The following is a 21,996-nucleotide window of genomic DNA, read 5'->3' on the forward strand; positions in this document are numbered from 1 at the left end:
CATTTCTTACCTAAAAACACCAGCTTTCACCCTTTGTTCCTAATTTTGGGTATTGTTATACATAGACCATGTACGAACACTTTTTTCAATGTCCGTATTGTTGGGAAGAAATTTCCTTTCTTTTGGATGCCTCCATACTCAACCAAACCTATGTGGAAGACTGCGAAGTGTGTTGCAACCCCATTGAAGTGACCGCAACCTTTGAGGACCAAGAGCTAGTAGGATTTGAAGCCAAGGAGTTGGGTCAATAGTTTCTTAACCATCTTTTATTGGTAAATCCTCACATAATCAATCTCATAAGTAGCCTCAGTGAAGGAATCTGGCACTTCTCCACCCAAATTGCCGCCTATGGCAAGGTTTAGGATCAAATAATGTCCATGGTTGAAAGGCTTGTCATCGCCATTGGGCAATTCATATACCAAATTGCCATCCACAAAGGTCTTGATACTTTTTTCCGTCCATTCCATGGAAAAAATATGGAACCCATCCTCAGATTCGGGAAAGGATAACGTACCCCCTTCATTTTTATATTCCTTGGTGTTAAGGTCTCCCCAATGAAAATGGGAAATAGTGGTGTTCTTGTCCCATCCGGTCTGCTCCAAAATATCGATTTCCCCACAAAGTGGCCAGCCCACTTTGCCGAATTGGTCACCAAAATAATTTCCCGTTTCGTTTACATCCGTGCCCAAAGTCCAAATGGCAGGCCAAGTACCAGCCTGAGCGGGGAGTTTGGCTCGGACCTCTACTTTACCATAGGTAAATTCAAATTTGGCGTTCAACCGGGCAGAGGTATAGGATTTGGTGGAACCATCAACGGTGTATGGTTCTTTGTAAGCCCTGATAAAGAGGGAACCATCTTTCACTTGCGAGTTTTTGATCCTGTCCGTATAATGTTGCAACTCATCATTGTACCAGCCACCATTTTCGGGCGGGATCACTTGATGGTGCCATTTATGGGTATCGGGACTACCTGAATAGTCAAATTCATCTGAAAAGACCAAGGTGGTATATATGGAATCTGGTCCTTTCGAAGTATTTTTTTTGCCTTCCTGAGGAAATAGGGACAAAACTCCCATAAGAAGGAGCGTTGGCCAAAGTAATGTTGTTTTCAAACCGATAAGTATTGGATAAAGGTTGCCTGTTCCTAAAGATACTATTTATGCAGAAATCGGAATAGTTTCATGAAATGATGTAGCTAGGTAAAAAGAGATTCCTCGCTTTTTTTCTTGGAGGCGTTCTTTTGAGTATACAAAATGGCGATTCCAATTCCAGCTCCAATGCAGGCCAAAATGGCTCCGACCACACTCGCATAGGTTACTGGAAGTCCAAAAACCATAGGGAGTCCGCCAAAATAGGCGCCAGAAGCGTTGCCCATATTAAAGGCACTTTGGTTCATGGAGGAACCCAATTTTTCGGCACCCTTGGCTGCTTTTATAATGGCTATCTGAATGGGCGCGGTCACGGAGAACGTAATCATTCCGACAATAAAACTGATGACAAACACGGCAACGGTGTTATTGGCAAGAAGGGAATTAATCAACAGGATCGTAGTCATACTAAAAAGACTGATCACAACACATTTTACGGGTGGAAAAATCTCGACCATTCTGGCCCCCATAAAATTACCTACGAACATCCCTACGCCGGCCACAATCATTACATACCCTACGGTAGCTTCCGGTAGGTTGGTAATATTGATGACCAAAGGTGCAATATAGCTGTACCAAGCAAAAAAGCCTCCAGACCCGATGGTGGTCAATGCAATCAGGGCCCATAGCTTCTTACTTTTGATTCCTTCGGAAGTACTGGTGGTACTGGAGGAATCGGATTCTTCCAAGGATTGCTTCGGCATCCAAAAGTAAAGACTGGCAAGAGTAGCCACTCCTGCTATACCGACCAGCATAAAGGAAAAACTCCAATGCCATTCCTGACCGATATACGTGCCAACGGGTACCCCAATTATATTGGCCACGGTAAGACCGGAAAACATAATGGCCATGGCTTTGGCCGCCTTACCTGGTTTGGCCAAATATCCTGAAACTACTGCCCCGATTCCGAAAAAGGCCCCATGCGGCATACCCGATAAAAACCGGAATAACATCATAGTCCAATAATTGCCCGAAAAGGAGGACAGGGTATTGAAAACCGTAAACCAAACCATGAGGAAGAGCAGTGTCTTTTTGGGAGAAAGTTTTTGAGTGATTCTCGCCATAAAGGGCCCCCCAATGACAACTCCTAGCGCATAAATGGCAATAAAATGCCCTGCCTTGGAAATGGAAATGCCCATGGAATCAGCAATATTGGGTAGAATGCCCATAATCACAAATTCGGTGAGACCTATGCCAAAACCTCCAATGGCGAGTGACAATAATGCCTTTTTATTGGTTTGATTCGAGTGGTTGTCCAAATAGTTGTTCTTTAGGTTGTGGTTGCAAAGAGACTGCAAAGGTACGAGGTAACACCCAATCTCCTTGCAAGCATATTTACATTATTCTATATGGAATTACCAAATCTGTTATAAAAATCAAAAGCCCCGTTCCATCGGAACGGGGCTTTGTTAGGTTGAGTTACACAAAGTATCAGTTGATGCACGGGTTTGGATTGGGACCAAAAGGCCCCCGAACATCGCCATCAGGTGTTTGGATGGTGTATACGTGTTCCTCTTCAAAGGCGCCGCTGGTATAGGATATCACCAATTGGCTGGTTCCTGCCGGTACATCCACATTAAACGTAGCAGCATCGCCAGCGGTGAAGGTATAGTTGGTGGTCACCCCATCAATCTCGAAGGTGACAAAGGCACCATCCCACCCATCGCCATAAAGGTCCTGCATCTCAATGACCCATGTGCCTGCAATGGTTGCATCGGATATAGGCGAACACTTGACCAAAACGATAAAGTTGAAAGCCTGTAGCTGTTCTGGTTGCCCTGTTACGTTCGCACTATAATTGTCTACAGTGGTCACAGTGCCATCGGTACCGGTTGATTTACCCAAGAAGCGGATAAAGTCCCCACCTGAAATATCATCTACCGTAATACCCAAGGCACTGGCAATATCCGTGTAGGGGATGGAAATGTCACTTGGAAATTGGGTAACGGTGGTCAGGACAACGGTATCGGTGGCCACCCCACCCAATTCAATACTTACACTAAGTTCCCAAGAAGCCACATTGTCACTGGGATCATCCACGGTGCCCGAGAAGGTCGAAGAAGCCAAATCGCCCTTGGCCACAATGGTCTGATCCAACTTGATGCGAACATAGGGCGCTTTGGAATCGTCCAATTCGAATACGTTGAGCGGGTTCTTGTCCTTATCCTCACAGGCCGCGATGGCAAGTACCAGGAGTAGAAGGGCGAAAATATATTTAAAAGTACTTTTCATATTTGTCATTTTTAATTTTTATCAATCAACGAAACCTTCAGGATTGGTATCCCAGAACACGGGAGTGTCGGGTGCACTCTTTTGGGTAATGTTCGTATTGCTGTCCGCAGCGGTCTGCGAATACCACATGGATCTAAGGAAGGTACCTGGATCCTGCAATGCAAAAGCAGGGGTCAGGTTATCTGGTTGCCCCGTTCTTCTGTAAGTGTTGTAGGCTTCGATCCCGTTGCACCACAAGGCGATGAAATACTGCTCTACAATGATGCGAAGCTTATCCGTATCGTTCCCTGCATCATAATTGGCTAGGATTTCGGCCACATGGTTGTCAATGGCAGTGGTGGAGGGTTCAAATCCTGTACCGCTGGCAAGTGGAGCCCCAAAATTAACCACGGTGTTGATGGATTGCCTGATACCGGTTTCCAGATAGTCACGTGCATTCCCGGTGGTGTTCAACGTCAACGCCGCTTCGGCCAACATAAAATACGTGTAGGAAGACATCAATATTGGGGAGATTCCCGCTCCGGCCAATCCTTCATTCACTGCTCCGGACCCAGAGACATTCCTAAAGGAATCGTCATCGAAAGGACCACCGATCGGATAGGTTCCATGTAGGGTCCTAAAGGCATCGTCTGGTGGAATACCATCGTTGTCCAAGTGGTTTCTACCCCAATAACCGCCTAATCCATTGGTGGCAGGTACAATACAGTAGGGTTCGCTGGGATCCCACCATGATGGCAAGGAAACCTCGGTGACGCATTCCTTGGTAACTACATCTGCACCTGAAAAATCACTTTGCTGACGATAGAAATAGTACCGTATTCTTGGATCGGGCTCATTATATTGGTTGGCCATCAGGTTCATGTAGTAGTTACAGGTATAGAAGTCTGAGCTTGGGCCCGCACCATCATAATTGGCATCAAAATAAGGGTGTCTGCTATCAGGAGAGGCATTGTTTGTTCCCCATTGGAAAAAGAAATCATCCGAGGAATCCAAGATCAATTGGTTGCCACTGATCAACTCGTTGATACGAGCGGTGGAAACTCCAGCCCCAAATCCATCCGCATTGGCAATACGCGTCTGCAGGTACAATTTTAGGCGCATGGTATTGGCCACCTTAATCCATTGGCCTTCATCACCATCATAAAAAAGATCATTTAGTGGAAGTGCTGTTTCATCCTTGTTGAGATTGGCAATCGCATCGATCAAGAGTTGATCTACGGCGGCATAAATGGATGCTCCAGTATCCAATTTTGGATTCAGGATGCCTTCTCCGCCCTTTGCGGCTTCGGAATAGGGCACATCGCCAAAGAAATCAACCATGGACATCATAATATAGGCCTCTAAGATTTGTCCTATGGCAATATGGGTATACTGCCCGGCTTCTTCTGCCAATGGGTTCATGGTACGGATGTCAATCAAGGCCCTGGCATAAACATTGTCCCAAACCCTGTCAAAGTTTGAGGGGTCATAATTTTCCCTATAGGTGGGGCCAAACCCATGTTGCATACGGACAGGTTCCATACCGAATTGGCTCAGGCCGTTTTCGGCGCGTCCCTCTTCCCCAGAATGTATCTGGGCCGTCATGAGTTGTATCTGATTCAAAAAGAAGTCTACGCTCGCTTGTGATGGGTTGAGAGCATTGGGACTCTCAACAACATCCAACGCGGTGGTCTCACAGCCTACCAAAACAGTCAGGGCGGCAAACAAGAGACAAATTATCTTTGATATTTTTTTCATAATATGTTTTTTAAAACGTGTTAGCAGTTTTTAAAATGATGCCCTTACGGTAAGTCCATATCTTCGGGTAGATGGTCCTGTGAAGAAATCGATTCCTTGCCCGTTACCGACACCGGTACTGGATGAGTTGGTGTCATATCGAACATCATCGGGAAAGTTCACCGCCTTGTACCATAGGTTGGAACCGGATAGCGTAAACGACATGCTTCCAAATGGCGTTTTTTCCAACAATTTCTTCGGAAGGGAATAACCCAATGAAGCTTCTTGTAACCTAATGGTGGTACCGTCGTAGATATTCACTTCATTGATATTGCCTGCGAAAAAGGTATTGAAACCGAATTCTGTGGAGGTAATGGCCACGTTGTTGGGGGTGCCATCTGCAAAAACACCGGGAAGGATATAGTTGGATTCCCGATCGATGGGTTTGTCGGGATCCACTACTCCACGACCTATCAAACCTGCCGTGGTCACGGAATAGATATCTCCACCATGCCTATATTGGAGATTTGCCGATAATGAGAAACCTTTGTAAGTAAAGGTTGGTATCAATCCTGTGGTCCAGTCAGGGTTGGGATCTCCAATCTCGGTGATGTTGTTGTCCACCAAGTACTGTCCATTGTTCCCAACAACCTTGTTTCCGTTGTCGTCCCTTAGAATGGTGGAGCCCAAGAATACGCCAAAAGGCCTTCCTTCCACTGCGTAGTTGGCGGCTTCGCCAGAAACCGCAAAAGTCAATAGGATATTATTGGTGCCTTCCGCGAGGTCCGTTACAATAGTCTCATTGGCCGTGAAATTTCCAGCCAGATTGAACCCAAAACCAGATTCACTTTCCCTAAAGATATTAAGGTCATAATCCACTTCAACACCCTTGGTCTCCACTTCCCCGATGTTTACAAAAGTGGAGCGAAAACCCGTGGAACTGTCCAGGGTACGGTTGGTAATCAAATCCGTGGTTGATTTTTTGAACAAGCTCACATTGAAATTCAACCTGTTGAACAACTTCGTGTCTAAACCAATTTCCAGTTCCTGTACTTTTTCTGGGGACAGGTCCCTGTTTCCAAGTACATCTGAAACCGAGTTGCCCGAAACCACATTTCCATTGGCATCAACAAAGGTCCTAGCTCCCAAGGTCAATACATCCCTTGTATTAAATGGTGTTGGAAAACCTGCAGACGAACCATAGCCCAATCGGATCTTGGCGTAGTTGAGTGCATTTCCTTGTATGGACGGGAATGCGGTAGTGGGGATGAAGGAAAGACTGGCTCCAGGATAGAAAAGTGAATTGTTTTCCCTTTCCAAAGTGGACGACCAGTCATTTCTGCCCACCACATTCAAGTAGAGCATATCTTTATAGGACAACGTGGCATCCAGATAGATACCTACAAGGTTCTCCTCAAAATTTTGGTTGAGGTTGGCTCCTGAAAATGAGTTTGTCGAAGAGGGCGTGGTGAAGTTATAATGTTCCAAAACCCCGAACACCAATTGCCCTTGGCTTTCAATACCATCTTGGGCATACGTGTCCCTTCTGCTATTGGCCCCAAAGGTGGCGGTGAGGTTAAGGTCATCTGAAAGGTTCTTTTCCCCACTTAAGATGAGGTCATGGTTCCATATGGAGTTTCTTACGGATGTTGTTCTCAAAATACCCAAGGTAGGACCATCCACACCGCCTCTGTTTTGCCCGTAGGAGTTTAATTCGGTATAGGTATCAAGCCCCACTCTATAGGTAAGGTTCATCCAATCGTTGAGGGCATAGCTCATGGACATGTTACCCGTAAAACGATCGGTCTCCTGTGATGTCTTTGAATTGGCAACGGTCCAATACGGGTTTTGGATGTCGTTTCCAGAACGATAGTACACGCTCCGTCCATCCACAGCTTGGTAAGGAATATTGGTAAGGTCCACACTGATCGGGGTATAAAGGACATCCCCAAAAATGGCCGAACCGTTGAAGGCCGCCCCACTACCCGTACTTACGGCATTTGGAGGAGATTTGTAACCTGTCCTTGCAAAATTGAAAACCCCGGAAACCGTAAAATTATTGGATAGCCTGGCATTGCCTCCCAAGCTGAAGTTGTTTCGTAACAACCTATTGCCACGGGTGACCCCAATATCCTCCGTTCGGCCGTAATTGGCATTGAAGCTCACTTTTTCAGAACCTCCCCGAACATTTACCGAGGTACTGTATACATATCCCGTTCTAAAAAATTCTTCAACACCGTTGTATGGTTTATACGGATATTCATCATCCAATAAATCTTCAAAACCGGCTATTAAGGTAGGGTCTGCCATGTAATTGAAAGGATGCCTCAAAATGGCTTCCCCATTGGGTCCTGTACCTATATATTGACCGGCACTGGCAATGCCATCATCATCGGTTCGGTCAAAACGGGGACCCCAGTTACTGAAGAAATACCCAAACCCTTGGTGGAAACCACCTCCATAATTTTGTTGGTATTTGGGAAGTACAGCATTAGACATAAACACCGATTGGGTTACGTTAACTTCGGTCTTGCTTGGCGCATCTCCTGTTGCAGCTCCTTTTGTGGTAATCAGGATTACTCCATTTCGGCCTCGGTTACCATATAGTACGGTTGCACTCAAGCCTTTCAGAACACTCACACTTGCAATGTTGTTGGGATCCAGGTCCAAGAATCGGCTCGATTCGGTATTACCATCCAAAAAGTTGGTTTGGGTGTTGGTTCCCGAATCAAAGGGAATCCCATCAACAATGAACAAAGGTTGATTGGATTGCGTAGCCGATGAATATCCCCTGATAATAATATTGGTTCCCGAACCGGATAGACCATTATTGGAGGTAATGTTGACCCCCGCAACCTTGCCGTTCAGTACCCTAGCGATATCAGCTTCAGGTCGGGCTTCTACTTTTTCTGATTCGACCGTAGTGACCGCATAACCCAAGGAACGCTTTTCCCTTACGATACCCTGTGCGGTGACCACCACTTCTTCAAGTTGGGAAGCATCTTCCTGCATTTGTACATTGATGACGCTTTCAGCCCCTACGTTTCGCTCAATGGTTTTTTGCCCCAAATAGGAAAAAACGAGTACATCACTCGCAGTTACCCCAATAAGGTAGTTGCCATCAAAATCGGACTGTGTGCCATTGGTCGTACCCTTAACAATAATGTTTACTCCGGGCAATGGAACACCATCTTGGTCGGTGACCGTTCCGGTGACCGTTTTTTCTTGAGCATAGGCAAAGGCCATGGATAGACACATGGCCAACAGCGCTCCAAACAGTTTCTTTACTTTCATACGAATAAAGTTTTGTTAGTAATTGAATTGAGTCAGGCAACTGAGAAAGGTGGGCGGAGTAAGGAAAAATGATAGCTAATTCAAATAATACTTCTGGGAAGAGAACAAAACTTAATGGATTCTGTTTTTTTAGAAGTAAGGCCTCTCACCGCCCTACCTTTACAATTGCATAACAAATCAATCCATTACTGAGTTGGGATAGGTACTTCTAAAACGGCAAGTACCCCAAAAAAAGGGACGCCCATGGGGGAGTACTTTTTTTAACATTTGCAAATCCGTTGTTAACCGGTTGGACCCAAAAAACAAAAGACCTCTTGAATTTCAAGAGGTCTTCCTTACCAAATTGAAGAGAGAAATTGGAATGTTTACTATTGCCTACGCCATTTGAACATCATACTCGTAAGCGACGATGCTTCTGTAATCATTTGGACTGAGCCCGGTGATTTTCTTAAAGGAAGAGTAAAAACTGTTCTTGCTATTGAAACCTACTTCGTACATGATGGCTTTTACACTTAACTGCGGATTGTTCTCAAGAAGATATTTCGCTTCTTTGATTCTGTAGTCATTTAGAAAAGAATAAAAGTTTTTGGAAAAATAAGTGTTGATGACTTGGGAGACTTTATACCTATTGTGTTGGATGTGGTTGGCTAGGTCATCAAGTCCGAGCTCGTTGTTGCGGTACAGCCTATCCTCATCGAAGGCCTTTTTGATCTTTTGTCTGATGGTATGGGCTTGATCTTGGGTAAGACCCGATTTCTTGTATTTTTTTTTTGGCCTCTCTGGGACCACCTTGGGAGTTTCATCGCCCAGGTACCTGGAAACGATTTGTATTAGTAGTCTTTTCATTGCTCGATGATTTTGATTGATGACTACTAGTTAGGAAGAATCCTTGTTAATTTAGGTGTTCCCGATAAGAGTTTACCTTGTTTTTGTGTTTATAAGATATTGACTTGGTGTTAGGTTGGTATCTTTTTTAAAAGCTTTATTGAAGGATACCTTGTTATTGTAGCCAACCTCGTAGGCAATGTCGATGATATTGCGTTCCTTTTCTTTTTTGAGCAACTCTTTGGCATCGTTGATGCGATAGTGGTTCACAAATTCATGAAAACTCATGTTGAAGTGTTCGTTGATCAACTGGGAGGCATTATGGCGGGTGGTACCCAATTTTTCTGCCACCAGATCAAGGCTTATATCGTTTCGTCTATATAGTTTGTCCTTGTGAAAGATTTGATGAAGACTTTCCTTCAGTTCTAGGGAAAGACTTTCCGTTAACCCAGATTTGACATATTTTGGAAACAATGGATTGGTGTAGGCATACTGTCCACTGAACACATTGGGCTGCACATTGGCGGCATACCCAATATAAAGTACCATGGTGCTCATTAAAACGATAGGGGCATGGAAAAGAACCCCACTGTTTTTACCGGCAATAATGTAGAGCCCATAGACCAGATAGATCACTACATAGCTGACATGTATGCCGTACATGTTTTTTTGCCAGATTCTTGTTTTTTTCTCGAGTCCCTTTTTGTTCTTGGTAATAATCAGATGTACAAAATAGGCGTAGACGGCCAAAGAAATAGCTTTTATGACGACCATTAATGTCAATTTTGTTGAGTCTCCTGGGTTTAGGCCTTGCTGTAACCTGTCCAACATCTGGTCTATTTTTTCCGGTCCAGTAAAGGCATAAACGTAGAAAATCATATAAATTACAAGACCTAGGGTTGGAAAAAAATGCCATAGGTCCGAGAATTTGAGTTCACTGGATTTTGAGACCCTTCTAAAGTATAGGAACAGTAAGGGGCCATAAAGAAAAGATGACCAGGTGGACATTAAATAGGTATGGGGAAATTCAAAAACATAATTAGTATTGTTCACACAGATATTCAAAATGAACAGGGAATGGATAAAAACAAACAAGGAAATCAGTACTCTGGCCTGCAGATCAATGCTTTTGTTGAACAAGAGCACGAACATAACATAAAACCCAATAATGGAAACAAAGAAGTATAATATGGACCATGCTGAAATTTTGGGTAAAACGGCACCTGATAATTTTGTGAATTCCTTGGTTTCCCGAATTTCATCAAAGCCTTCGTGTGATAGAAAATTGGGATGAAACTCTATTCTGAAATAGTCATAAATATAGGCAACGGATTCTTCTGGTTTGTGAATGGCCGCCTCACTAAGAGATAATTTTTTTAGGGTATGTACCTTTTGCTGAACATCCGACTCTTCCAAATTCTTTTCATAGATCGGAATCGCTTTTTCATACCGATGGATGTTGAAATAGTAATCTGCCCATTCAATGGAGTCTTGAAAAGTGAGGTTGTAAAATTCCTTGCCATTTATTGCGTTGGGGGTATTCCCATGCAAACAAATCACATAGAGCAATAGTAGAACTAAGACAATATTTTTGAAGAATTGTCTCATTTTTGATTGATGATGAATTAACCTTGTTAACAATTTATGAAAAACAAGTGTTAAATTCGTTAACAAACTATTAAAATAGGTAAGCCCCGATAATAATTTACTTGCTAAATCCCCAAAAAATGAGATAATGTGTATATGAAGTTTTACAAAACAAAAAAGCCGAGAACAATGTCTCGGCCTTCTTTTTTAAGCTTTGTAGCGGGGACTGGACTCGAACCAGTGACCTTCGGGTTATGAGCCTGACGGGTCAATTTCCACCTATTTTAACTTACTGACTGACAGTTGGTTAATATTTTATTTTTAGCCCAAAACAGTACTTTTGTATGCGGTACCGTATGCGCTTTGGACAATTTGGACTCGTAATAACGAGTTGATTGTCAAATATATAAAAATCCTACGAACTCTAAGCGGATTTTCTGTTTTTAATATATACTGGGTTTTTGGTTCAAGAAAGCAATGATTTACCATGTCATTTGTGTTTTGATCTTGTGCGATGTGAATACAAATTTCAGATTTAAATCCAGTGTTGAACAATGAATATAATTTGGTCGGGTATAGCCCTACCTATAGGTAAAAGCTATAGAAAACAAGTGCTCGATTATTTTCAATAAATTTTGAAAGGTTAGTTTATTATGGAGGAACATAAAGCCAATTGTGTTTAACATCAAAACAATTTACTTTTTTTGAGTTTGCCCAATCATAACACATGGTAAAATGAGATTCATGTTCCGTAATGGAAGAGATATGATGCTGTTTCTTTTGGAATTTTAGCTTCGAGTGGAAAAATATAAGGGGGACGTTTAAAATAAGATTGATGGTATAACTAGGTTCGTTCCATGGCTTCCCATTTTTAGAGGGGAAATTCTTCACACTTGGATTACTTAACAAGTATTTTTTTATTAGTAAGTAAACCAAACACAAGCTGACACAAGATGTAAAAAGAATTACAAGGATAGAGAACCATTCAAGAACTGTAATCGCTTTCGTATGCGGCGTATTGCCTTTTTACCATTCCATTCTACTTTGTTTCCATGACAATTTTTAGATTAAACAATATTTGAAATTTAATAGAGATAGTGGAAATACTTTATAACGTCCCTTTTTCCAAGAATTTTTTTGCGACGTTTATCTTTCGGGAGTATTTTATGAATACTATCTATTACCGTACCATTTAAGGGTAACATTTTTTTGGTAAATGGGTTTTTTCAATGCATAAACTATTGATTGGCAAAGAGAAAAGTAAGAATCACAACCAAAATGTATTGTAACAAATATTTACTAAATTTGTTACAAAATAAGCCCGTGGAGAGTATCGAGTCCAAAATAAAGAAAAGTATTTCCAGGAAGAAACGGGGAGAGCTATTATTCCCTGACGACTTTCGGGGGCAGGGTTCATCCGAAGCGGTGCGTTTGGCCCTCCATAGATTGGAAAAGGAAGGTTATGTACAAAGGGTGGCCCAGGGCATCTATGTCCGTCCCAAAATAAGCAAGTATGCGGGGGAGGTATTGCCAACGGCAGAGGAAATCGCAAAGGCCATAGCCAAAAGGGACAAGATAAGGTTGGTGCCTACCGGGGCATATGCCCTAAGTGCGCTGGGGCTCAGTACACAAGTTCCGATGAAACTTGTCTTTCTTACCGATGGAGCCCCTAGGGAAATAAAACTGGGCAAACGAAGCATAAAACTGAAGAAGACCACCCCCAAGAATCTATCGGCCAAGGGCGGGATAAGCAGATTGGTGATACAGGCCCTCCGTGAAATTGGTAAGGACAGATTAACGGAAGAGGAGGAAGCAAAAATCATGGCCCTTTTGAAAAAAGAAGACCAAAAGAACCTGCTCCATGATATGGAATTGGCACCGGTATGGGTACAGAAAATTATGGAAAAGAGCTTGGACATTGGATAAAACCACATTTTACAACATCCCCAAGAGGATAAACTTGCCATCTATCAAAATGTAGGGAACAGAACGGCAGTATACAATTTTGCTGTTGAAAAGGGTATGCTGCACGAGGAACCATATTTTGACTTCTTTCACGGATCCATGGATTTAGAGAATACTACAGTCCCGGATTCCAAATCGTGGATTCCAGGCTCCAGTACCTTGTCCAGGTACATCTTTAAATCAGATTTTGTAAAAATCTGCCGATACCCGGACCGCATGCCAGGGGCTTGGGCATAGCATAGATTATCCATACTATTTTCCCTTTCCATGTATTTCAACCCCAAGTGTTTGGCCAAGCGCATCTCAAATTCGGTTTTGATGTCCAGCTCCAACAGGGCCGTTTTGGTATAACGCACCGTATCGGTTTTGTTTATGAATATTTCTGAAAGCTTAACTTGCATGGTATTGGGCTTATGTTCCTTTTTGGAAATATTCAATTTTCAATTGGAACATTTCCGCCATTTTTTCGGCACGGAACTTGGCCTCTGCCGCCTTTTCACCGATGAAATTTTCATCGACGGTCTGGATGAAGAGCTGTTTCCAACGGTCGAAATGTCTCCCTTGGACCGGTAGATTGGCGTGGGGGGCGAAGGGACTGCCATAATAGGTGTGCTTCCCCAATAGGACGGTTTGCCAAAAACGGGACATTTTCTCCAAATGTGTTGGCCAATTTTCTTGGATAATTCCATTGAAAATACCCGCCAATAGCTCATCTTTTCTGACTTTTCCATAAAAGAGATCCACCATTTGTCGTATTTCTTCCAAACTTGCAATTTCCTTTTTTCCTACCATTTCCAGAGCGGATTTTCGACAATGTCTAAAATTATAGGTAAAAATACGTTGATTTGAAAAATAACGGATACTTTTATCCGATATAATCCATGGTTGTTATGAATCCTATCCAGACACAAAAAAAGGATATAAGAAATAGGTTATTGGGCCAACGAGATCTTATACCCCATTTGATGAAGATGACCTATGACCAAAGAATCTGCCACTTCCTATGGGAGCTTATGGAACGGATGGGACACCAAACGGTACATACCTATCTTCCCATGGGTTCCGAGATCGATATTTTTCCATTTATTGGGAAATGCCTTCAGCACAAAAAAACGATCATTGCCCCACAGACCTTGCCTGGAAGAAGGTTCAACAATTTGGAGCTTACATCCCTGCAAGATGTGGAGCTAGGGATATTCGGAACAATGCATCCAGCAGGTAACAGGGTATTTGAGGGCTCCTATGACTTGATCGTTCTTCCTGGATTGGCCTGTGATGCTGAGAAATATCGAGTTGGATATGGGGGGGGATATTATGATACTTTTCTTGCGGACTGGCCCGAGGCCCATAAAGTAGGGGTCTTTTACCCTTTTCAGCAAATCGAAAAAGTTCCTCGAGAACCCCATGACATGCCCTTAGATGATCTTTTGATAGGTAGGGATGGATCAATCGTATTTAGCTAAACTGTTTTTTTGGAATTTCCTTGCCCAAGATTCCACCAACGGGGTAATTATATAATGGTGTCCTCTGTTTGATGCAAAGATTGCGTTTATCATTTACTTCAAGGCCGTGGTGTGTTTGGTATTGGATTCCCTTACATCGGATTTGAAGGCAATTAGTAGCTTGCGGCGAGGGAGGCCTTGGGTCATTTTGACAGGGAGCGAGAGTCCATTATATGGGAACCGATGACCAAACAATCCACTGGAACCACACCGCTCATCGTGAAAGTTCCAACATTCGTTCAATGGGTATAGAAGCCTTTTGCATGAGGGTTTTGGGAAGATCGATATGGGGCGTTTCATGGTACAGGCAATGGTACAGTTTTTCCAAGGTATTGGCCTTCATAAAGGCGCATTCGCTGCAACCACAGGTATTGTCCTCATGGGAAGGGGCGGGGATCAACTGGGCCCCTGGGACCTCCTTCTGCATTTCGTGAAGGATACCGGCTTCCGTGGCCACAATGAACTTGTCCTTGGGAAACTTCTTGGCATGGGCAATCATTCCTGCCGTAGATCCTATATAATGGGCGATCTTGAGGATGTGGGACTCGGATTCGGGATGTGCCATGATCTGGGCATCGGGATGTTTTCGGTAAAGGTCGAACAGCTTGTCCATGCTAAAGGCCTCATGGACGACACAGCTCCCATCCCAGAGCAATAGTTCCCTGCCGGTTTGTTGAATCAGGTATTTGCCCAGATTTTTATCCGGTGCGAAGAGGATGGGACGGTCGGGAGGAAGGGACTTGATGATCTTTTCCGCATTGGAGGAGGTGCACACATAGTCGCTCATGGCCTTGATTTCCGCCGAACAATTGATATAGGTCAACACTATGTGGTCGGGGTGCGAATGGATGAAATCCCGAAAAGCTCCGGGAGGGCAGGAGTCCGCCAAGGAACATCCTGCGGTCAGGTCGGGCAGGAGTACCTTTTTTTCGGGATTGAGGATCTTGGCCGTTTCCGCCATAAAGTGTACCCCGGCGAAGACTATGATATCCGAATGGGTATCAGCTGCCCGTTGGGAGAGTCCCAAACTGTCCCCAATATGGTCCGCGACCTCTTGGATTTCGGGGCGCTGGTAATAGTGGGCCAGAATGACCGCATTTTTTTCTTTTTTGAGTCGTATGATCTTGTCCTGAAGGTCCATAACGTTCTTTCATTCCTATCTGTGCCATCGGTAAGGAAAGCACACTGTTTCTATTTCATGGCAATGGCCGTAGTTTTCGCTTTGATGGCCCTGACGGGCAAAACTATGGGGTGGCCGAAAACCACAACATGATTTTTATCATAATAAACAATAAAATGATCTTTTTATTAGCTTTGTGTCCCCATCCAAAAATGACAACATGCTCACAAATGCCGGGAAATATGCCATACGAGCCGTGATATATTTGGCCATCCACAGCAGTGCCGACAAAAAATTGGGGGCCAAGACCATTGCCAATGCCCTGGAGATTCCCCAGGCATTTTTGGCACAATTGCTCCGAACCCTGACCGTGGACAAATTGATTTCCTCTTCCAAAGGGCCCGGGGGTGGTTTCTTTCTGGACGATGACGACCGGAAAAATACGCTTTGGCAGGTCATTGTGAGCATTGATGGAGAACATCGCTTCCATGAATGTTTCCTGGGGCTCTCCAAATGTGACGATGCACATCCCTGTCCTATGCACCATATGGTGTCCCCCTTCAAAAAGGAGATGCTGTTCAACTTCCAAGAGAGGACCATAGCCCAACTGATTGATGAAATCAAGGACAATGGCACCGTCGTATCCCTGAAGATGTCCCATTAAAGGGGGGCAATTTGATTATTTTTCCGACTTTCATCCAGATGCCAAAGACCAGCGTTCAGGCCCTTGTCGTCTCCAATACATTTAAGGGTTCCAAGCTGCCGTTGGAGTTTTTGGGATATTTGTTTTCCCCGAGATGGTAATGCCGCAGTGTATGTTCCTTTTGCCTTCCCGAACTGAAATTGGACACCCGTTTGAGGTACCCGATGACCCGGGTGGCATGGTCCACATCCTGTGAATGGCAGGCACTGCATTCCCAAAGGGTGCGTTTGTCGATATGGGCACAATCGTTGCAAATGGTAATTCGGATATTGAAGCAAAAATAGTTGCACCCGGCCCTGGCCGTGGCATGGATCAATTTTTTGAACCCTTCTTGGTTCGGGGTTTCCTCTAGGTTGAGATGGAGTGCCGACCCCCCGTCCAAATATTGGATGGTCTCCCTGCCGTGCAATATAATCTTGTCCAAGGCATTGGTCCGTTCATCCTCCACGACATAGAAATAGGAATTGTAGCAGTCCCGGGGGACGAAAAGTCCATCTTCCCGATCCCATTTGGCATTTTTGACGCCCAGGTTCTCGGCAGGGACGAATTCGGTGTTGAACATATACCCATAGGTTTCCCGGGCCTTTCTGTTCTCTTGGTAGATGGCCTTGAGATAATGGTTGACGAAGTCCTTGTACATTTCGTTATTGCCGACTTGGATGCCTTGGCTTTCCGCGGCCTCGACCATACCGTTGATGCCCACGGTCAGGAACTGCTTGTCCAGGGAGATCAATCCGGCATGGTACACCGGCAACATGCCCGCTCTTTCGTAATCATCAATAAGCTTTCTAAAGGCGACTTGGTATTTGTGGACCTTTTGGACCTCTTCCACAATATCAGTCCCTTGCTGTACCAAGCGGTTCATGTTTAGGGTGATGACATTGATGGAGCCCGTGGCAACCCCTCCGGCCCCTAGGGAATAGCTGAAGGTGTGGTCGCTGATCTCATTGCGCAGGCGGCAGCAGGAAGCCAAACTGTCCGCATTTTCGGATTGGTAGATGAAAAAGGAGTTCCCCTTGCCCAGTTCATGGGCACATAGGTCGGTAAACTCCGTATCGACAGGTGCCCCGTCCTTGGTCAACATGGCGGCGGTGACCACAGGGAAGGTGAGGACGGCCTTGGTGCGTTCCTGGTTGAACCAATCCATGAAGAAGGCCTGTAGCCTTTTGACACTTTCCCATTGGGGCCTGCCCATCTCGGGAAAGACAAAATCCCCGAACATGTTGTCAAAGTAGGGCTTGTCATAGATGGAAATGTTCCAGAACACGGATTGGTAGCCCCTGGCCGCGGCAGGTTGGTTGATAGCGTAGACGACATGCTGTAAATGGTTGGCAATGATGTTCTTGTGGGTCGCCAGATAGTCGGGCCCATAGTCCTTGGCCGCGAAGTGGTCAAAATACATCAAGAATTCCACGGTGGCCAAGGCCCCTGCGAATTGGGAGCTTACCGCAAAGACCAAATTGACGAATTCCCCGCAAAAGCTTTCCAAGTGTTTTGGGGCCAGACTTTCCCCGCCCAATTTGGTCAGCCCGTCCAATAGGAAGGGATACATGCTTATGGAGGCACAATAGGGCTTTAAAGAGGTCTCATCGTGGACGTAGATTTCGTGCGACTCTATCTGTCTGACATATTCGTCGGCCAGGTCCTTTCCGAAAAGGGAGGCGATCTTCTGTTGGACCAGGGCCCGGTTCACTTGGATATTGATGTCCTTATTGAGCTCGGCTTCCATGGTGGCAATGTTCTTGGAGGTGACATTTGCATTGGCGTCGACCTTGGAGCCGTCCGCGGCATTGTTGGAATGCAGGTAATGGTCGATGAACGCCATTTTTTTGGCAATCTGTTTGTCGGTAAGTCGTATCATATGAAATGTTAGTTTCGGATGAACAAATGGTTGAGCACTCTGTTGGTCCCGACTTCACGGAAGATTTGGTTGGTGGTCTTGCACCCCAGTCCCCCAAGGTCCTTGTCCCACTTGCCCGTCTTGATATAGGTCAGGTGTTCGAGGATTTCGGGCGGGATTTGGTCGGCACCCGTATAAAGGCATGTCCTATAGCCTTGTTGCCGGGCATGTATCAGACGTTCCACCAGTGTCCCGGGATGCCATTCACCTCCCATGAAGAGCACACAGCTTGCAAAACCGGTATATTGGTCCAAGCGTTTTTGGAAATACTCGGATGTAAGCCTGATACCGTTTCCTTCCTTCCATAAAAAAGGGGAGTGGCAGCCCTCACAACGCAAGGGGCAGCCCGAGATGGAAAAACAAAGACTGATCTCCCCGGGAACCTCTTGGAGCACTACCTGAAAATCGTGACAGAACATATGCGGGACATTTGGGTTTTGATGTTGTATAAAATTAGACTAAGGGTTTTTTGCATGGGATCAATCCGTTGAAAGTTATAAAGAGAATTATTAACAATAAAATGACCTTTTTATCATTTATTATGAAGAATTAACCTTTGAAGAGGATGCAAAATGGCCATGTCCCGTTCCCAAAGGTCAAATGGAAAGGGGAATGGCCAGTAGGTGCATGGACCATAAACCATGGTGTGGCCGGAAGCCTAAATGATATGGAACAGGATGACCAAGGTGTTGAACACCACGCTCATGATCAATAGATTGAAGGTGGCCAAAGGTTTTAATTGGGCCAATACCGCCCCGTTGAATGCCATGCAGAAGATGGTCACAAAAAAGAGTAGGGTCATCTGGACCGCTGTATCCAGGGTTCCCATCAACAGTACCATGGCCGCTGCCGAGCCCAAACAGCTCTGGCCTATGATGGCAATGGTGGCATAGCCCATCTGACCTTTCCTGTATTCCAGGAACATGCGTTCGTGTATGCGCTTCAATGGGTTCGTCCTGTGCTCAGTTCCAGAATGGGTCATGGGTATTGTCCTTGAATTTTTCATGGTGATGGTGTTTTTCTATGATGTCCATTTGGGCCTCTTGGGCCACTTCTTGGAGGTGGTTGAACAGTTCGCGCTCCTCAAAACGGATATGGCGTTCCAATTCCTCCTCGATCTGTCCCAGTGTCTTCAGGGTGGCATGGGGCGAACTGAACAGCCGGGTCAACCTTCGGTGGTCGGCAAGGGCCCTCTTGATCCAAGGATGCTCCTGTCCCAGTATGGGGAAAATGTGCTGCTCTTCCAGCTCAAAGTGGGGGACCAGATAGGTCCTGTAAAACCAGTCCGTGTATTGTTTTATCCGTTCCGGTGCCACTTTTTTTGAAAGGCCCGTTCGAATTTTCCAACACAGGAGCAGGCCATGATGGTGTTCACGGCTAACGCCCTGAAGGGCCTGGTGGCGTTTGATGGGGGTACGTGCCATCGCGCTTTTAGTTACTGAGCAATTTTTTTTCCAGGATTTCCGCCTTGGGGAACAGGATGTTGTTCTCCAAATGGATGTGACGGTGGAGGTCTTCCTCAAATTCCTGCAGTAGGGAAAAGGTGACCCGGTAGGTGTTACAGGCATCCGCAGGAGGGGCATAGTCACTGCTCAAGGTGGCGATTTTTCGGAACCGTTCCCCTTCGTTGTCGTGCTCCTCCATCATCATTTGGATGGGGTTGGCCACCGTACCAAATCGGGGTCGTTCCAAAGTCTTTCCATCAGGTGTTGCATCGACCAATTTACGGATCCAAGGGAAGAGGATCAGCTCCTCTTTTTTCATGTGCATGGCCAGTTCCCCGGCAGAACCGCTGAAATGTTCAAAAATCCCGAACAGCTCGGGATGCCGGTTACCGTGTACATGGCACAGCTTGTTGAGATACTGTTTTAAAATGGGGATCTGTTGTTCCACATACCGGTGGTGCTTTTTTTCGATGTAGTCGACCAAGAGATCCAAGGGCCATGTATTGAAATCCGGCCCATCACCTTGATCCCTGTTTTGGACCTCACCCAGTTCCTTCAAGAAGGTTTCCGTGTTCAGGCCTTTTTTTTCTGCAACTTCCTGGAGGGTCCGGTTGCCCTTACAGCAAAAATCGATCTTGTGGTTCTTAAATATCTGGGCGGTACGGTAATCCTCGGCCACCATCTGGCCCACTGTTTTTTCCAAGGTAGGGTTCATGATAGTATAATTTATTATGCTATAATTCGGACAAAATTATCCTTTATTTTTTTAAATTTTTTTAGCGCTTCAAATAGGTCAGTCCCACTTCCAATCCCGTTGCCAGTTCGTACAGGCTCGTGCTTTCCAACATCTTTTTCAGGTCGGTGCGGATGGCCACAAACTTATCATGCAGGGGACAGGGTTTTTTGGCATTACATTCCTTGAGGCCCAGACCACAGCCCACATAGATATTATCCCCATCGATGGCATGGACGATCATGCTCAATTTTACCGTATCCATGTCGGTCCGTTCAATTTCAAAGCCTCCCGTGGGGCCCTTGACGGAATGGATGACCTTGCTTCTTGTGAGCTGTTGTAGGATCTTCGCAGTGAACGCAACAGGGGAATCTATCTCCTCGGCAATCTCATTGACACTTACACGTCTTCCCTCCAAGGATTGCAGCGCAACATAGACCGCTGCCCGAATACCATATTCACAGGCTTTTGAAAACATACAAATGTTTTTACGTTACAAAGATAGTATATCGCTTAATTCAGACAAATTTATCCGAATTATAATTTCCTAAAAGTTCAAAATCCAAAGATACAGGTTTATGTGGATATTGGATAAATTGGTCAAAAGGTCTAGGTCTTGGCACGGTTCCGTGCCAACATGATGAGCAGGCCCAAAGGGATGAAAAGACTGCCCCATGCCAGAATTTCGGTATATCGGTTGAAGACCGCCCAGTGTTGCCATGCAGCGAGTCCCTTGTAAAAAATGAGGGACTCGGTGATCAGAAATCCCAATACATACAGGAGATAGGGTCTTTTCGTTATTCGGAACAGGCCAAAGTGATCTACAAAAAAGAAAAGCCCCATGCTGATCACCCCCAAAAAGGTCAGGTGCAGATACCCAATGGTAAAATCGAGATGGATGACCGCCATCTGGGCAAAATAGGGGAGGGAGGTCAGCAGTTGTAAAATTATTTTTATAGTAACCAATACCATCACTGTCCGGAGCAGCAAATACTGAATTATTGATAACTGTTGAACAAGGTTCCCCTTTTTGGCCAGGACCCATAAAAGGACAAAGGAACAGCACTGGGCCAGGGCCCCGATTCCCCCTAGGACATAAAACCCTGGTGAGGGTCGTGTCCACAGTGTTGAGAGAAAAAAGGTGAGCACGACCCCTGCGTTCAATATCCAAAGAAACCGCATAAAACTTTTTTTGGGTATCGCCGTGCCGCATCGTTCCATCGCAAAGAGGAACAGCCCGATCAAGGCCAGGAGCATCCAACCATTGTATTGGAAATGGAGATAAAAATAAATGGCCAACCGGTACCAAATGGATTGGGCACCCAAAGTGGCCATGATGACCCCAAGGGCCCAAGGGCCCAAACTGGAGATGACCATGTACCAAAGGGCAGCCTTGATGCACCTTAGGGCATTACTGTTCCCAAATTTCGGGTGGATATGTTTGGAGAAATGATGGAAGAACACATAGGACACGATTAGGAACAAGGTGGAAAAGATGATGGAGAGCAGGGCATACCCTTGGAACGGGAAGGTGAGCAACATCCCGATCAAAGCAATCTGGGTGGCCCAAAAGATGTGTTCATACCGCCTATCGGAAGTGTCCTTTTTCACAAAACAACAGTGGATCAACGTGGTCAGTGCCACATAAACCCAACCCAATAGTGCAATGTGCGAATGGGCATGGACCACATACCTGTAATTGAAGCCAAAATGGATTATGGGGTAGAAGCGGAGCAGAATGCCTAATAGGGCGGCAATGGCAAAATAGACCATGGCGACCCGAATATGTCGTTGATATATGCTGTCCTTCATGCTGCTTCATTTAT

General features: G+C 45.1%; 22 protein-coding genes. 4 read left to right on the forward strand and 18 right to left on the reverse strand.

Features of this window, described 5'->3' with window-relative positions; all coding sequences use genetic code 11:
- Positions 1 to 68 precede the first annotated feature (68 nt).
- Positions 69 to 251, forward strand: a complete 183-nt coding sequence (locus tag D2V05_RS12295; protein WP_119647932.1) for a CPXCG motif-containing cysteine-rich protein — start codon at positions 69 to 71, stop codon at positions 249 to 251.
- A gap of 15 nt (positions 252 to 266) precedes the next feature.
- Here the strand turns inward: D2V05_RS12295 and D2V05_RS12300 are convergent, their stop codons facing one another.
- From D2V05_RS12300 to D2V05_RS12330, 7 genes are all read right to left on the reverse strand, one after another.
- A complete protein-coding gene (locus D2V05_RS12300; RefSeq protein WP_235855451.1) occupies positions 267 to 1,112 on the reverse strand; it encodes a glycoside hydrolase family 16 protein in 846 nt (281 codons plus the stop codon).
- An 83-nt stretch (positions 1,113 to 1,195) separates the two neighbouring features.
- Positions 1,196 to 2,446 carry an MFS transporter gene (locus tag D2V05_RS12305; RefSeq protein WP_235855452.1) on the reverse strand — a complete coding sequence of 417 codons (1,251 nt, stop codon included), beginning with the start codon at positions 2,444 to 2,446 and terminating at the stop codon, positions 1,196 to 1,198.
- A gap of 133 nt (positions 2,447 to 2,579) precedes the next feature.
- On the reverse strand, positions 2,580 to 3,380 hold the full coding sequence (locus D2V05_RS12310; RefSeq protein WP_119647935.1) for a hypothetical protein: 801 nt from the start codon (positions 3,378 to 3,380) through the stop codon (positions 2,580 to 2,582).
- 21 nt (positions 3,381 to 3,401) lie between these two features.
- Positions 3,402 to 5,117 (reverse strand): SusD/RagB family nutrient-binding outer membrane lipoprotein, encoded by a 1,716-nt coding sequence (locus D2V05_RS12315; protein ID WP_119647936.1) that lies wholly within the window; start codon positions 5,115 to 5,117, stop codon positions 3,402 to 3,404.
- 30 nt (positions 5,118 to 5,147) lie between these two features.
- Positions 5,148 to 8,390: a SusC/RagA family TonB-linked outer membrane protein gene (locus D2V05_RS12320; protein ID WP_119647937.1), complete on the reverse strand. Its 3,243-nt coding sequence runs from the start codon at positions 8,388 to 8,390 to the stop codon at positions 5,148 to 5,150.
- Between the two features lie 375 nt (positions 8,391 to 8,765).
- Entirely contained in the window at positions 8,766 to 9,236 is a 471-nt protein-coding gene (locus D2V05_RS12325) for a helix-turn-helix domain-containing protein (RefSeq protein WP_119647938.1), read from the reverse strand.
- Positions 9,237 to 9,308: 72 nt separating this feature from the next.
- A complete protein-coding gene (locus D2V05_RS12330) occupies positions 9,309 to 10,823 on the reverse strand; it encodes a helix-turn-helix domain-containing protein (RefSeq protein ID WP_119647939.1) in 1,515 nt (504 codons plus the stop codon).
- 1,302 nt (positions 10,824 to 12,125) lie between these two features.
- Between D2V05_RS12330 and D2V05_RS12340 the strand changes: the two genes are divergently transcribed.
- Positions 12,126 to 12,728 (forward strand): DUF6088 family protein, encoded by a 603-nt coding sequence (locus D2V05_RS12340; RefSeq protein WP_119648012.1) that lies wholly within the window; start codon positions 12,126 to 12,128, stop codon positions 12,726 to 12,728.
- 9 nt (positions 12,729 to 12,737) lie between these two features.
- Here the strand turns inward: D2V05_RS12340 and D2V05_RS19900 are convergent, their stop codons facing one another.
- From D2V05_RS19900 to D2V05_RS12350, 3 genes are read right to left on the reverse strand one after another with little or no spacing between them, the layout of a single operon-like run.
- Entirely contained in the window at positions 12,738 to 12,860 is a 123-nt protein-coding gene (locus D2V05_RS19900) for a hypothetical protein (protein WP_262706553.1), read from the reverse strand.
- Positions 12,857 to 13,168, reverse strand: coding sequence for a hypothetical protein (locus D2V05_RS12345; RefSeq protein ID WP_147378274.1), 312 nt, complete (start codon positions 13,166 to 13,168; stop codon positions 12,857 to 12,859). Before D2V05_RS12345 ends, D2V05_RS19900 begins: the two co-directional genes overlap by 4 nt.
- Before the next feature lie 10 nt (positions 13,169 to 13,178).
- Positions 13,179 to 13,559, reverse strand: coding sequence for a group III truncated hemoglobin (locus tag D2V05_RS12350; RefSeq protein WP_119647941.1), 381 nt, complete (start codon positions 13,557 to 13,559; stop codon positions 13,179 to 13,181).
- Positions 13,560 to 13,657: 98 nt separating this feature from the next.
- Between D2V05_RS12350 and D2V05_RS12355 the strand changes: the two genes are divergently transcribed.
- On the forward strand, positions 13,658 to 14,230 hold the full coding sequence (locus D2V05_RS12355; RefSeq protein ID WP_183114826.1) for a 5-formyltetrahydrofolate cyclo-ligase: 573 nt from the start codon (positions 13,658 to 13,660) through the stop codon (positions 14,228 to 14,230).
- Between the two features lie 253 nt (positions 14,231 to 14,483).
- Here D2V05_RS12355 and nadA read toward each other — a convergent pair whose 3' ends face one another.
- Positions 14,484 to 15,410 carry a quinolinate synthase NadA gene (gene nadA / locus D2V05_RS12360; protein ID WP_119647943.1) on the reverse strand — a complete coding sequence of 309 codons (927 nt, stop codon included), beginning with the start codon at positions 15,408 to 15,410 and terminating at the stop codon, positions 14,484 to 14,486.
- A gap of 199 nt (positions 15,411 to 15,609) precedes the next feature.
- Between nadA and D2V05_RS12365 the strand changes: the two genes are divergently transcribed.
- Positions 15,610 to 16,053, forward strand: a complete 444-nt coding sequence (locus D2V05_RS12365) for an RrF2 family transcriptional regulator (RefSeq protein WP_119647944.1) — start codon at positions 15,610 to 15,612, stop codon at positions 16,051 to 16,053.
- A gap of 55 nt (positions 16,054 to 16,108) precedes the next feature.
- On the opposite strand, the gene nrdD is transcribed toward D2V05_RS12365, so the two are convergent.
- The 7 genes from nrdD to D2V05_RS12400 form a co-directional block, all read right to left on the reverse strand.
- The gene (nrdD, locus tag D2V05_RS12370) at positions 16,109 to 17,953 is read right to left on the reverse strand and encodes an anaerobic ribonucleoside-triphosphate reductase (protein ID WP_235855454.1); all 1,845 of its coding nucleotides are present in this window, start codon (positions 17,951 to 17,953) and stop codon (positions 16,109 to 16,111) included.
- An 8-nt stretch (positions 17,954 to 17,961) separates the two neighbouring features.
- Positions 17,962 to 18,411 carry an anaerobic ribonucleoside-triphosphate reductase activating protein gene (gene nrdG, locus D2V05_RS12375; protein WP_119647945.1) on the reverse strand — a complete coding sequence of 150 codons (450 nt, stop codon included), beginning with the start codon at positions 18,409 to 18,411 and terminating at the stop codon, positions 17,962 to 17,964.
- 239 nt (positions 18,412 to 18,650) lie between these two features.
- On the reverse strand, positions 18,651 to 18,998 hold the full coding sequence (locus tag D2V05_RS12380; protein WP_235855455.1) for a hypothetical protein: 348 nt from the start codon (positions 18,996 to 18,998) through the stop codon (positions 18,651 to 18,653).
- Entirely contained in the window at positions 18,955 to 19,416 is a 462-nt protein-coding gene (locus D2V05_RS12385) for a hemerythrin domain-containing protein (RefSeq protein ID WP_119647947.1), read from the reverse strand. Before D2V05_RS12385 ends, D2V05_RS12380 begins: the two co-directional genes overlap by 44 nt.
- 7 nt (positions 19,417 to 19,423) lie before the next feature.
- Positions 19,424 to 20,152, reverse strand: a complete 729-nt coding sequence (ric, locus tag D2V05_RS12390; protein WP_119647948.1) for an iron-sulfur cluster repair di-iron protein — start codon at positions 20,150 to 20,152, stop codon at positions 19,424 to 19,426.
- Positions 20,153 to 20,213: 61 nt separating this feature from the next.
- Positions 20,214 to 20,648: an RrF2 family transcriptional regulator gene (locus D2V05_RS12395; RefSeq protein WP_119647949.1), complete on the reverse strand. Its 435-nt coding sequence runs from the start codon at positions 20,646 to 20,648 to the stop codon at positions 20,214 to 20,216.
- 131 nt (positions 20,649 to 20,779) lie between these two features.
- Positions 20,780 to 21,982: a hypothetical protein gene (locus tag D2V05_RS12400; protein WP_119647950.1), complete on the reverse strand. Its 1,203-nt coding sequence runs from the start codon at positions 21,980 to 21,982 to the stop codon at positions 20,780 to 20,782.
- Between the last annotated feature and the right edge of the window lie 14 nt (positions 21,983 to 21,996).

This window comes from Flagellimonas pelagia, assembly GCF_003584135.1.
GTDB lineage: Bacteria > Bacteroidota > Bacteroidia > Flavobacteriales > Flavobacteriaceae > Flagellimonas > Flagellimonas pelagia.

Bases quoted from the DNA above. Each gene is read 5' to 3' on its own strand.
- D2V05_RS12295 (WP_119647932.1), top strand. From the start codon at position 69: ATGTACGAACACTTTTTTCAATGTCCGTATTGTTGGGAAGAAATTTCC.
- D2V05_RS12310 (WP_119647935.1), bottom strand. From the start codon at position 3,380: ATGAAAAGTACTTTTAAATATATTTTCGCCCTTCTACTCCTGGTACTT.
- D2V05_RS12330 (WP_119647939.1), bottom strand. From the start codon at position 10,823: ATGAGACAATTCTTCAAAAATATTGTCTTAGTTCTACTATTGCTCTAT.
- D2V05_RS12355 (WP_183114826.1), top strand. From the start codon at position 13,658: ATGAATCCTATCCAGACACAAAAAAAGGATATAAGAAATAGGTTATTG.
- ric (WP_119647948.1), bottom strand. From the start codon at position 20,152: ATGAACCCTACCTTGGAAAAAACAGTGGGCCAGATGGTGGCCGAGGAT.
- D2V05_RS12385 (WP_119647947.1), bottom strand. From the start codon at position 19,416: ATGGCACGTACCCCCATCAAACGCCACCAGGCCCTTCAGGGCGTTAGC.
- D2V05_RS12315 (WP_119647936.1), bottom strand. From the start codon at position 5,117: ATGAAAAAAATATCAAAGATAATTTGTCTCTTGTTTGCCGCCCTGACT.
- D2V05_RS12320 (WP_119647937.1), bottom strand. From the start codon at position 8,390: ATGAAAGTAAAGAAACTGTTTGGAGCGCTGTTGGCCATGTGTCTATCC.
- D2V05_RS12380 (WP_235855455.1), bottom strand. From the start codon at position 18,998: ATGAAAAATTCAAGGACAATACCCATGACCCATTCTGGAACTGAGCAC.
- nrdG (WP_119647945.1), bottom strand. From the start codon at position 18,411: ATGTTCTGTCACGATTTTCAGGTAGTGCTCCAAGAGGTTCCCGGGGAG.
- D2V05_RS12325 (WP_119647938.1), bottom strand. From the start codon at position 9,236: ATGAAAAGACTACTAATACAAATCGTTTCCAGGTACCTGGGCGATGAA.
- D2V05_RS12365 (WP_119647944.1), top strand. From the start codon at position 15,610: ATGCTCACAAATGCCGGGAAATATGCCATACGAGCCGTGATATATTTG.
- nadA (WP_119647943.1), bottom strand. From the start codon at position 15,410: ATGGACCTTCAGGACAAGATCATACGACTCAAAAAAGAAAAAAATGCG.
- D2V05_RS12345 (WP_147378274.1), bottom strand. From the start codon at position 13,168: ATGCAAGTTAAGCTTTCAGAAATATTCATAAACAAAACCGATACGGTG.
- D2V05_RS12400 (WP_119647950.1), bottom strand. From the start codon at position 21,982: ATGAAGGACAGCATATATCAACGACATATTCGGGTCGCCATGGTCTAT.
- nrdD (WP_235855454.1), bottom strand. From the start codon at position 17,953: ATGATACGACTTACCGACAAACAGATTGCCAAAAAAATGGCGTTCATC.
- D2V05_RS12395 (WP_119647949.1), bottom strand. From the start codon at position 20,648: ATGTTTTCAAAAGCCTGTGAATATGGTATTCGGGCAGCGGTCTATGTT.
- D2V05_RS12350 (WP_119647941.1), bottom strand. From the start codon at position 13,559: ATGGTAGGAAAAAAGGAAATTGCAAGTTTGGAAGAAATACGACAAATG.